Below are 11,917 nucleotides of genomic sequence, written 5' to 3'. Positions count from 1 at the left end.
CGCACCGGCAGCGCGTCGGCGCGGCGGCGTCGCGCCGGACCGGGCCAGGGTCTGGGCGAGTTCCAGCGCGTGTTCGAACGCCTGCCGGACCGAGTCGGCCGAATACAGCAGCACCCCGGGCAGGCCGACCCGTTCGGCGTGGTCGATGGCCATGCCGGTGCCGACGATCACCTCGATCCCGTTGGCGCGCAGGTCGGCGATGCAGTCGCGCGCATCCTCGCGGGTGACGAAACGGCGGTGCTCGATGTCCAGCCCGAAGCTGTGCTGGAAGCTGTTGAAACTGGGGACGTCGCTGGCATGGGTGACCAGGCCGATCCTCGGCGCGATGCGGCGGGCCCGCGCCAGCGCTTCCATCAGGTCGAACCCGTTGGCCTGGATCGGCACCAGCGGCACCTCCAGCCGGCTGCGCAGGTAGGCGGCATTGGAACCACCGGCGATCACCACGTCGCAGTGCTCGCGGCGCAGGCGCTGGCCAATCACATCCACCGCTTCTTCAAAGCCCAGGTTGATCGGCACGATGCGGGCGCGGCGGTCGAACTCGGGGATGACGTCGCCCAGCAGGCCGGTCAGGCGCGACACGCTGACCGTCCAGATCACGGGCAGGGCGCCACGGTCGGGGTCGGGCAGGCGGGACGGGGGTACGCGCAGGGACATGGAAGCGACCGTGTTTCAGTTTCATCCATGTTACATCTGTTTCAATGTTTCAACATGAAACACGTTGCCGCGTGCGACGTATCAATAAAATCAAAGGCTTGAGGCTTGGCACGGTCATTGCGCCTGTCCAAGGGTCTACCCTGATGGAATGCTGCCCATGAGCACCCCTGTTTCCTCCGCCGGCGCCCGCTTCCGCGCCGCGCTGGCCGCCGAGTCGCCGCTGCAGGTGATCGGCGCGATCAATGCCAATCACGCGCTGTTGGCCAAGCGCGCCGGCTACCGCGCCATCTACCTGTCCGGCGGTGGCGTGGCGGCCGGCTCGCTGGGCCTGCCCGACCTGGGCATCAATACCCTGGAGGACGTGCTGGTCGACGTGCGCCGGATCACCGACGTGTGCGACCTGCCGCTCATGGTCGACATCGACACCGGCTTCGGCCCCAGCGCGTTCAACATCGCGCGCACCGTGAAGTCGCTGATCAAGGTCGGCGCCGCTGCCTGCCACATCGAAGACCAGGTCGGCGCCAAGCGCTGCGGGCACCGTCCCGGCAAGGAAATCGTCACCCAGGGCGAAATGGTCGACCGGGTCAAGGCCGCCGCCGATGCGAAGACCGATCCGGACTTCTTCCTGATCGCGCGCACCGACGCCATCCAGGTCGACGGCGTGGATGCGGCGATTGAACGCGCCATCGCCTGCGTCGAGGCCGGCGCCGATGGCATCTTCGCAGAGGCCGCCTACGATCTGGACACCTACCGCCGCTTCGTCGATGCGGTGAAGGTACCGGTGCTGGCCAACATCACTGAATTCGGCAAGACCCCGCTGTTCAGCCGCGATGAACTGGCCTCGGCCGGCGTGGCGATCCAGCTGTTCCCGCTGTCGGCGTTCCGCGCGGCCAACAAGGCCGCCGAGAACGTATATGAGACCATTCGTCGCGATGGCCACCAGAAGAACGTGGTCGGCGCCATGCAGACGCGCGAGGAACTGTACGACCGTATCGGCTACCACGCCTTCGAGCAGCAGCTCGATGCGCTGTTCGCCGCCAAGAAATAACGTCGCACCATTGTTTTCTGGAGGGATCATGAGCGAAGCAACCACCGCCCCCGGCTTCAAGCCGAAGAAGTCCGTCGCCCTGTCGGGTACCGCCGCCGGCAACACCGCGCTGTGCACCGTGGGCCGCAGCGGCAACGACCTGCACTACCGCGGCTATGACATCCTGGACCTGGCCAACACCAGCGAGTTCGAGGAAATCGCCCACCTGCTGGTGCACGGCAAGCTGCCCAACCGCGCCGAACTGGCCGCGTACAAGGCCAAGCTGAAGTCGCTGCGTGGCATTCCGGCCGCGGTCAAGGCCGCGCTGGAGGAACTGCCGCCGTCGGCGCATCCGATGGACGTCATGCGTACCGGCGTGTCGGTGCTCGGCTGCGTGTCGCCGGAGAAGGACGACCACAACCACCCCGGCGCGCGCGATATCGCCGACAAGCTGATGGCCTGCCTGGGCTCGATGCTGCTGTACTGGTATCACTGGAGCCACAACGGCCGTGCGATCGACGTGGAAACCGATGACGATTCCATCGGCGGCCACTTCCTGCACCTGCTGCACGGCGTGCCGCCGCAGCAGTCGGGGGTGAAGGCGATGCACACCTCGCTGATCCTGTACGCCGAACACGAATTCAACGCCTCCACCTTCACCTGCCGGGTGATTGCCGGTACCGGCAGCGACATGTACAGCTGCATCACCGGTGGCATCGGCGCGCTGCGCGGTCCCAAGCACGGCGGCGCCAACGAAGTGGCGTTTGAAGTGCAGAAGCGCTACGACTCCCCGGACGACGCCGAGGCCGACATCAAGGCCCGGGTCGAACGCAAGGAAGTGGTGATCGGGTTCGGCCACCCGGTGTATACCGTGAGCGACCCGCGCAACAGCGTGATCAAGGACGTGGCCCGCGAGCTGTCGGCGGAGCAGGGCAACCTGAAGATGTACGACATCGCCGAGCGCCTCGAATCGGTGATGTGGGACATCAAGAAGATGTTCCCGAACCTGGACTGGTTCAGCGCGGTGAGTTACCACATGATGGGCGTGCCGACCGCGATGTTCACCCCGCTGTTCGTCATTGCCCGCACCTCCGGCTGGAGCGCACACGTCATCGAACAGCGCATCGACGGCAAGATCATCCGCCCCAGCGCCAACTACACCGGTCCGGAAGACCAGGCCTTCGTGCCGATCGACGAACGCCGCTGAGCCTCGGCGGGGGCGGCCACGTGCCGCCCCCGCACGCGCTCGACGGCGCACTCCCGGTAGCGCCGGCCGTTGGCCGGCCACGCAGTCCGTCCCCGGCCCGCCAACCTGCAGCACACGCCAGCCAATGACCACCATGAACATGCAGTATCGCAAGCACCTCCCCGGCACCGCGCTGGACTATTTCGATGCCCGGGCCGCGATCGACGCGATCCAGCCCGGCGCCTACGCCACGCTGCCGTACGTGTCGCGCGTGCTGGCGGAAAACCTGGTGCGCCGCTGTGACCCGGCCACCCTGCAGGCCTCGCTGCGGCAGCTGATCGAGCGCCGCCAGGACCTGGACTTCCCCTGGTTCCCGGCGCGCGTGGTCTGCCACGACATCCTCGGCCAGACCGCGCTGGTCGACCTGGCCGGCCTGCGCGACGCGATCGCCGATGGCGGCGGCGACCCGGCCAAGGTCAATCCGGTGGTTCCGGTGCAGCTGATCGTGGACCATTCGCTGGCCGTGGAATGCGGTGGCTACGACCCGCAGGCGTTCGAGAAGAACCGCGCCATCGAGGACCGTCGCAACGAAGACCGCTTCCACTTCATCGACTGGACCAAGCAGGCGTTCCAGAACGTGGACGTGATTCCGCCGGGCAACGGCATCATGCACCAGATCAACCTGGAGAAGATGTCGCCGGTGATCTACGTGCAGGACGGCGTGGCCTTCCCGGACACCTGCGTCGGGACCGACAGCCATACCCCGCACGTGGATGCGCTGGGCGTGATCGCGATCGGCGTGGGCGGCCTCGAAGCCGAGAACGTCATGCTTGGACGCGCCTCCTGGATGCGCCTGCCCGACATCGTGGGCGTGGAGCTCACCGGCCGGCCGCAGCCCGGCATCACCGCCACCGACGTGGTGCTGGCGCTGACCGAATTCCTGCGCGCGCAGCGCGTGGTCGGTGCGTGGCTGGAGTTCTTCGGCGAAGGCGCCGCCGCGCTGACCATCGGCGACCGCGCCACCATCTCCAACATGTGCCCCGAATACGGTGCCACGGCGGCGATGTTCCATATCGATTCGCAGACCATCGACTACCTGCGCCTGACCGGCCGCGAGGAAGCGCAGCTGGCGCTGGTGGAAACCTACGCGCGCACCACCGGCCTGTGGGCCGACGACCTGGCCAGCGCGCAGTATCCGCGCGTACTGCAGTTCGACCTGTCCAGCGTGGTGCGCAACATGGCCGGCCCTTCCAACCCGCACAAGCGGGTTGCCACCAGCGAGCTGGCCGCGCGCGGTATTGCCGACGAAGCCAAGCTGGCGTCCGGCAGGCTGGAGCAGGAACAGGGGCTGATGCCGGACGGTGCGGTGATCATCGCTGCCATCACCAGCTGCACCAACACCTCCAACCCGCGCAACGTGATCGCCGCCGGCCTGCTGGCGCGCAAGGCCAATGAGCTCGGCCTGCTGCGCAAGCCATGGGTGAAGTCGTCGCTGGCGCCGGGCTCCAAGGCCGTGCAGCTGTACCTGGAAGAAGCGGGGCTGCTGCCGGAGCTGGAAAAGCTTGGCTTCGGCATCGTCGCGTTCGCCTGCACCACCTGCAACGGCATGAGCGGCGCGCTGGACCCGGCCATCCATCAGGAAATCATCGACCGCGACCTCTACGCCACCGCGGTGCTGTCGGGCAACCGCAACTTCGATGGCCGCATCCACCCGTACGCGAAGCAGGCGTTCCTCGCCTCGCCGCCCCTGGTGATCGCCTACGCCATCGCCGGTACGGTGCGCTTCGATATCGAGAAGGACGTGCTGGGCGTGGACGCGGCGGGCAATGAGGTGCGGCTGAAGGACATCTGGCCGAGCGACGCCGAGATCGACGCGGTGGTGAAGGCCTCGGTCAAGCCCGAGCAGTTCCGCAGCGTGTACAACCCCATGTTCAACGTGCGCGTGGAGTACAGCTCGCAGGTCAGCCCGCTGTACGACTGGCGCCCGCAGAGCACCTACATCCGCCGTCCCCCGTACTGGGAAGGCGCGCTGGCCGGGGAACGCGGCCTGGCCGGGATGCGCGCGCTGGCCGTGCTGCCCGACAACATCACCACCGACCACCTGTCGCCGTCCAACGCGATCCTGGCCTCCAGCGCGGCCGGCGAATACCTGGCGAGGATGGGCGTGCCGGAGGAGGACTTCAATTCCTATGCGACCCATCGCGGCGACCACCTGACCGCGCAGCGCGCCACCTTCGCCAACCCGAAGCTGTTCAATGAAATGGTGCGCAACGAGGACGGCACGGTGAAGCAGGGCTCGTTGGCCCGGGTCGAACCGGAAGGCAAGGTCATGCGCATGTGGGAGGCGATTGAAACCTACATGGCGCGCAAGCAGCCGCTGATCATCATCGCCGGTGCCGACTACGGCCAGGGCAGCTCGCGCGACTGGGCCGCCAAGGGCGTGCGCCTGGCCGGCGTGGAAGCCATCGTCGCCGAAGGCTTCGAGCGCATCCACCGCACCAACCTGATCGGCATGGGCGTGCTGCCGCTGGAGTTCAAGCCCGGCACCACCCGCCTCAGCGTCGGCATCGACGGCACCGAGACCTTCGACGTGGTCGGCGCGCGCACCCCGCGCGCCGAGCTGACCCTGGTCATCCATCGCCGCGATGGCGAGCGCGTGGAGGTGCCGGTCACCTGCCGCCTGGACAGCGACGAGGAAGTGGCGATCTACGAAGCCGGTGGCGTGCTGCAGCGCTTCGCGCAGGACTTCCTGGAATCGTCGCAGGTCGCATGATTCCCCCGCACTGCCATTACAGGATCCCCGGATGAGCGTTCTTCCCCAGCTCCGCATTCCCGCCACCTACATGCGCGGCGGCACCAGCAAGGGCGTGTTTTTCCGCCTGCAGGATCTTCCGCTGGCCGCGCAGGAGCCAGGCGCGGCGCGCGACGCGCTGCTGATGCGCGTGATCGGTTCGCCCGACCCGTATGGCAAGCACACCGACGGCATGGGCGGGGCGACCTCCAGCACCAGCAAGTGCGTGATCATCTCGGCACCGTCGGTACCCGACCACGACGTGGATTATCTGTACGGGCAGGTGTCCATCGATACCGCGTTCGTGGATTGGAGCGGGAACTGCGGCAACCTCAGCACCGCGGTGGGGCCGTTCGCGATCAGCAACGGTTTCATCGACCCGGCCCGCATTCCGCACAACGGCACCTGCATCGTGCGGATCTGGCAGGCCAACATTGGAAAGACCATCCTGGCCCACGTGCCGGTGGTGGAGGGGCAGGTGCAGGAGATCGGCGACTTCGAGCTGGACGGGGTCACCTTCCCGGCGGCCGAGATCGCGCTGGAGTTCATCGACCCGTCCGACGATGAAGGCGAGGGTGGCTCCATGTTCCCCACCGGCAACCTGGTCGACACGCTGGAGGTACCGGGTGTCGGCAGCTTCCAGGCCACGATGATCACCGCCGGCATTCCGACCATCTTCCTCAATGCGGCCGACCTCGGATACACCGGCACCGAACTGCAGTCGGCGATCAACGAGGACAAGGCCGCGCTGGCCCGCTTCGAAGCGATCCGCGCGCATGGCGCGGTGCGCATGGGCCTGATCGCCGGCATCGACCAGGCCGCGACCCGCCAGCACACGCCCAAGGTGGCGTTCGTGGCCCCGGCGCAGGACTACGTGTCGTCCAGCGGCAGGCAGATCGCGGCGGGCGAGATCGACCTGCATGCGCGCGCACTGTCGATGGGCAAGCTGCACCACGCCATGATGGGTACCGCCGCAGTAGCGATCGGGACCGCGGCGGCCATTCCCGGCACTCTGGTGAACCTGGCCGCCTGCGGTGGCGAGCGCGGCGCGGTGACCTTCGGTCATCCGTCCGGAACCCTGCGTGTCGGTGCAGAGGCGGCGCAGGTCGATGGCCAGTGGGTGGTGACCAAGGCGGTGATGAGTCGCAGCGCACGGGTGCTGATGGAAGGCGCGGTAAGGGTCCCGGCCGGGACGATCTGACGACCCGGCGCGCCCCAGCCACCGCGCGCATGCCCGGGATCGCGTAGGGACACGCCATGCGTGTCCAGGCAGCCCGTAACGCCCAGGTGCATAATGAAGCCCTTGTTCAAGGAGCGACATATGGCAACGGTCGGGCGGTGGAGCTGGAAGGGAATCCTGGGCGTGGCGCTCGTCGCCGGCCTGGCACTGGGCATCGGCGGCTGCAAGCGCAACGACAGCGGCCAGCTTCCCGCCGCGTCGGGCGCGCCGATCACCGCCAAGGCCGAAGCGGTTACCGGATTCACCCTGCTCCGTGCCTTCCCCGACCAGAAGAGCGATGGGCTTTCGCTGGCGCTGGAGTTCTCGCGGCCGCTGGTCGGCACCCAGGACTTCGACACACTGGTCCGCTTCGGCGAAAAGGTCGGCACCGAGGACAGCAGCTGGACCCTGTCCGACGACGGCAGGACCCTTCGCTACCCGTTCGTGGAGGCGGCCAGGGAGTACACCCTGATCGTCTCGCCGGACCTGCTCGCCGCTGACGGCAGCCGTATCGGCAAGGAACTGCGCCAGAAGGTCTTCAGCGGTGAACTCAAGCCGGTGGCTGGCTTCGCCTCGCAGGGCAGCGTGCTGCCGGCGCGCGACAGCCGCGGCCTGCCGGTGGTGTCGGTCAACGTGGGCGAAGTGGACGTGGAGTTCCTGCGCGTTCGCGAAAAGCAGCTGCCCAGCTTCTTCAGCCAGTACCAGCGCGGCGGACGCCGTGGCAGCTGGGAGCTGGACAGCGAATACGGCGACAAGACCCCCATGTCGCAGCTGGCCGAGCCGGTGTACGTCAACCGCTTCGTGCTGGGCGGCAAGCAGAACGAGCGCGTGCTCACCTACCTGCCCACCCAGGACATCAAGGAACTGCAGGAACCGGGCCTGTACTTCGCGGTGATGAAGCGCAGCGGCTCGTTCGACAGCGAGTTCGATACCGCCTTCTTCACCGTCAGCGACATCGGCCTGCACACCCGCGCCTACAAGGACACCCTGTTCGTGCACACCGCCTCGCTGCAGAGCGGCGCGGCGTTGAAGAAGATCGACCTGCGCATCCTCGACGCCAAGGGCGAGGTGGTGCTCAAAGGTGCGACCGACGGCAACGGCAATGCGCTGCTGAAGTACACCCTGGATGCTGGCCACGTGCTGATCGCCAGCAGCGGCCCGGATACCTCGATGCTGCCGTTCAACCAGCCGGCGCTGGACCTGAGCGAGTTCGCCGTGGCCGGCCGCGACAACGCCTGGTTCGATGTGTTCGCCTGGTCGGGGCGCGATCTGTACCGCCCCGGTGAAACCGTGCGCATCTCCGCGCTGCTGCGCGACAAGGACGGCAAGCCGGTCAAGCCGCAACCGGTGTTCCTGCGCCTGAAGCAGCCGGACGGCAAGACGTTCCGCGAAACCCGCCTGCAGCCCGGCGACCAGGGCTACCTGAGCTTCGAGCAGACCATCCCGGTCGAAGCGCCGACGGGTCGCTGGCAGGTCGAATTCCGCACCAACCCGGCCAGCAAGGAAGCGATCCAGGGCATGACCCTGCGCATCGAGGAGTTCCTGCCCGAGCGCATGAAGCTGGACCTGGACAGCCCGCAGAAGACCCTCAAGCCAGGCGAGCCGCTCAAGCTGCAGGCCGATGCCGCGTACCTGTACGGCGCCCCGGCCGACGGCAACCGCTTCACCGCGCGCCTGGCCGTGGCCGCCGAGCAGTCTCCGGTGGAATCGCTGCCGGGCTATTTCTTCGGCGACCCGACGCTCGAGCTGCCGCGCGAAGCACGCGACGTGATCGATACCGAATTCCCCGCCGACGGCTCGCTTCGCCAGGACGTGGCCCTGCCGGCCGAGGTCAAGGCCAGCGCGCCGGTGGCCGTGGTGCTGTCGGGCAGTGTGTATGAAACCGGCGGCCGCACGGTCAGCCGCACCCTGAAGCGGGTGCTGTGGCCGGCCCCGGTGCTGGTCGGCGTGCGCCCGTTGTTCAACCCGGAAGATGGCGCCGACGCCAACAGCAACGCGCGCTTTGAAGTGATGCGCGTGGACGCGGCCGGCAAGCCGCAGCCAGGCAAGGGCCTGAAGGTCACCCTGGTGCGCGAACTGCGCGACTACCACTGGACCTTCAACGACAACCGCTGGGATTACGACTTCAGCCGCCGCTTCGAGAACAAGGAATCCCGCACGGTCGACGCCGGCAGCGCCGCAGTGGGCGTGGACTTCCCGGTGGAGTGGGGCGAGTACCGGCTGGATGTGTTCGATCCGGCCACCGGGCTGACCAGCCGCTACCCCTTCCACGCCGGCTGGAGCTGGAACGACGAGAACCGCGGCCTGGATGCACGCCCGGACAAGATCAAGCTCGCCCTGGACAAGACCGGCTACAAGGCCGGCGACAAGGTGCGGGTCACGGTCACTCCGCCGCACGCCGGCAAGGGCGTGCTGATGGTTGAGAGCGACAAGATGCTGTACGTGCAGGAGATCGACGCCAAGCCCGGCAGCGCCTTCGACATCCCGGTCACCGCCGAATGGGAACGCCACGACGTCTACATCACCGCGCTGGTGTTCCGCGGCGGCAGTGCACCCAGCAAGATCACCCCGGCCCGCGCGGTCGGGGTGGTGCACGTGCCGATGGAGCGCAAGGCGCGCAACGTGGCCGTTGGCCTGTCCGCGCCCAAGCAGATGCGACCGGAGCAGACCCTGCCGGTCACGGTCAGCGCGCCGCAGCTGGCCGGCAAGCTGGCGCACGTGACGGTGTCGGCCGTGGACGTCGGCATCCTCAACATCACCCGCTTCCCGGTGCCGGATGCGGCCGGGCATTTCTTCGCCCAGCGTCGGCTGGGCGTGGATGCCTATGACATCTACAGCCGCGTGATCGAAAGCTTCGACGGCAGCAGCGGCAAGCTCAAGTTCGGCGGCGACATGGCCCTGGCGGCGTTGCCGCAGGCCAAGCGCCCCACCGCGCGGGTGCAGACCGTGGACCTGTTCTCCGGTCCGGTGAAGCTGGACGCCAGGGGCATCGCCCGGATCGCGCTGAAGGTGCCGGACTTCAACGGCACCCTGCGCGTTTCCGCGCTGGTCTATTCCGACGACCAGTACGGCAAGCGCGACATCGAAACCGTGGTGCGCGCACCGATCCTGGCCGAAGCCAGCATGCCGCGCGTGCTGGCGCCGGGCGACCGCAGCACGGTCACCCTGGACGTGCAGAACTTCACCGGCAGGCCTGGCGAGTTCAAGGTGCAGGTCGATGGCATCGGGCCGCTGACTCTGGGCGAACCCGGCCGCACGCTCAAGCTCAACGCCGATGCCAAGAGCACGCTGAGCTTCCCGCTCACCGCACGCGAAGGCTATACCGTGGCCAAGGTGCGGGTGCGGGTCGACGGCAACGGCTTCAAGGTCGACCGCCGCTACGACCTGCCGGTTCGCGCCGCGTGGCCGCAGGTGCTGCGTGCGCAGACCCGCACGCTGGACCCGCTGGCCGACGTGGAACTGGGCGCCGGCCTGGCCGATGGCCTGATGGACGATTCGGTCACCGCGCGCATGCTGGTCAGCGCGTTGCCGCCGATCCCGTTCGCCAGCGCACTCGACGGCGCCCTGAAGTATCCCTATGGCTGTGCCGAGCAGACCACCAGCAAGGGCTACGCCGCGCTGATGCTGGATGAAGCCACCTCGGCCATGCTCGGCGCCGATGGCCTGGATGCCAAGGCCCGCCGCGAGCGCATGGAAGGCGCGTTCGGCAGGCTGGCCTCGATGCAGGTGGCCAACGGCAACTTCTCGATGTGGGGCGACGATGGTTACGTCAATCCGTGGCTGACCCCGTACGTCGCCGAGTTCCTGCTTGATGCCAAGGACGCCGGCTTCGCCGTGCCCGACGGTGTGCTGCAGAAGGCGCTCAACCGGCTCAGCGAGGACCTGCTGTCCGGCGGCAACCAGTTCTATGGCGAAGACCGCCGCGAGAACCTGAAGTTCGCCAACCAGGCCTACTCGGGCTACGTGCTGGCGCGGGTCAACCGCGCGCCGCTGGGTACCCTGCGTGCGCTGTACGACAACGAGCGCAGCAAGTCGCTCACCGGCCTGTCGCTGGTGCACCTGGGCATCGCGCTGTCGCTGCAGGGTGACCACAAGCGCGGCGATGCCGCCATTGCCGCCGGCTTCGCCAAGCCCAGCGGCGAGCGCCCGCAGTACTTCGGTGATTACGGCAGCGCGGTTCGCGACGACGCGCTGATGATCGCGCTGCTGCACGAGCGCAAGCTGTCCAAGCCGGCCTACGACGCACGCGCGGTGGAGCTGGGCCGGGCGCTGGATGCCCGCCGCAACAACGGCTGGATGTGGCTGAGCACCCAGGAGCAGGTCGCCATCGCGCGCCTGGGCAAGGCACTGGCCGCCAACCAGCAGAAGCAGGTATCCGGCGAGCTGGCGATCGGCGGCGAGGTCGAGGCCATTGCCGCGCGCCGCATGTTCGGCCGCAGCTTCGACTACGCCGCGCTGGCCAAGGGCGTGCGTTTCAGCCCGAAGGGCGAACCGCCGATGTTCGCCAGCCTGGAAGTGGCCGGCATTCCGCGCACCGCGCCGGAGCCCGACAGCCGCACCCTCGGCGTGGAGCGCAGCTGGTTCACCACCGATGGCAAGCCGTGGACCCCGCGTGCGCTGAAGGAAGGCGAAGCGCTGATCGTGCGCGTCAGCGTCACCCCCAACGTGGACATGCCCGACGCGCTGCTGACCGACCTGTTGCCGGCCGGCCTGGAAATCGAGAACTTCAACCTGGGCGATGCCAAGCAGTGGGCCGACGTGGTGGTCGATGGGCTGCGCGTGGAAGACCGGGGCGAGGCGGCCACGCTGCGCCACGAGGAGTTCCGCGACGACCGCTACGTCGCCGCGCTCAAGCTCTCGCGTGGCAGCACCGCCAAGGTGTTCTACCTGGTGCGTGCGGTCACCCCCGGTACCTACACGGTGCCGCCGCCGCTGGTCGAAGACATGTACCGTCCCGACCTGCGCGGGGTAGGGCGCAGCACCCCCACCACCCTGACGGTGGTCCAGCCGTGACCCTGCGCGGACGCCGGCAGCTGCCGG

At 68.0% G+C, this 11,917-nt stretch carries 6 protein-coding genes; 5 read left to right on the top strand and 1 reads right to left on the bottom strand.

Going from position 1 to position 11,917, the window contains the following annotated elements:
* On the bottom strand, positions 1–654 hold a 654-nt coding region (locus RWO33_RS08280), incomplete at its 3' end, for a PrpR N-terminal domain-containing protein (RefSeq protein WP_314104130.1).
* A gap of 148 nt (positions 655–802) precedes the next feature.
* On the opposite strand from RWO33_RS08280, the gene prpB reads away from it, so the two are divergent.
* The 5 genes from prpB to RWO33_RS08255 all read left to right on the top strand — a co-directional run bounded on the left by prpB (position 803) and on the right by RWO33_RS08255 (position 11,890).
* Positions 803–1,702 (top strand): methylisocitrate lyase, encoded by a 900-nt coding sequence (gene prpB, locus RWO33_RS08275; RefSeq protein ID WP_314104127.1) that lies wholly within the window; start codon positions 803–805, stop codon positions 1,700–1,702.
* Positions 1,703–1,730: 28 nt separating this feature from the next.
* The gene (gene prpC, locus RWO33_RS08270; protein WP_314104124.1) at positions 1,731–2,888 is read left to right on the top strand and encodes a 2-methylcitrate synthase; all 1,158 of its coding nucleotides are present in this window, start codon (positions 1,731–1,733) and stop codon (positions 2,886–2,888) included.
* Between the two features lie 133 nt (positions 2,889–3,021).
* Positions 3,022–5,640 (top strand): Fe/S-dependent 2-methylisocitrate dehydratase AcnD, encoded by a 2,619-nt coding sequence (gene acnD, locus RWO33_RS08265; RefSeq protein ID WP_314104136.1) that lies wholly within the window; start codon positions 3,022–3,024, stop codon positions 5,638–5,640.
* 31 nt (positions 5,641–5,671) lie between these two features.
* On the top strand, positions 5,672–6,859 hold the full coding sequence (gene prpF, locus RWO33_RS08260; protein ID WP_314104121.1) for a 2-methylaconitate cis-trans isomerase PrpF: 1,188 nt from the start codon (positions 5,672–5,674) through the stop codon (positions 6,857–6,859).
* A 120-nt stretch (positions 6,860–6,979) separates the two neighbouring features.
* The gene (locus RWO33_RS08255; RefSeq protein ID WP_314104118.1) at positions 6,980–11,890 is read left to right on the top strand and encodes an alpha-2-macroglobulin; all 4,911 of its coding nucleotides are present in this window, start codon (positions 6,980–6,982) and stop codon (positions 11,888–11,890) included.
* Positions 11,891–11,917: the final 27 nt, after the last annotated feature.

Origin of the sequence: uncultured Stenotrophomonas sp., assembly GCF_963519925.1 — a bacterium.
Lineage (GTDB): Bacteria > Pseudomonadota > Gammaproteobacteria > Xanthomonadales > Xanthomonadaceae > Stenotrophomonas > Stenotrophomonas maltophilia_AE.
This window is presented reverse-complemented; position numbering and strand designations above follow the sequence as displayed.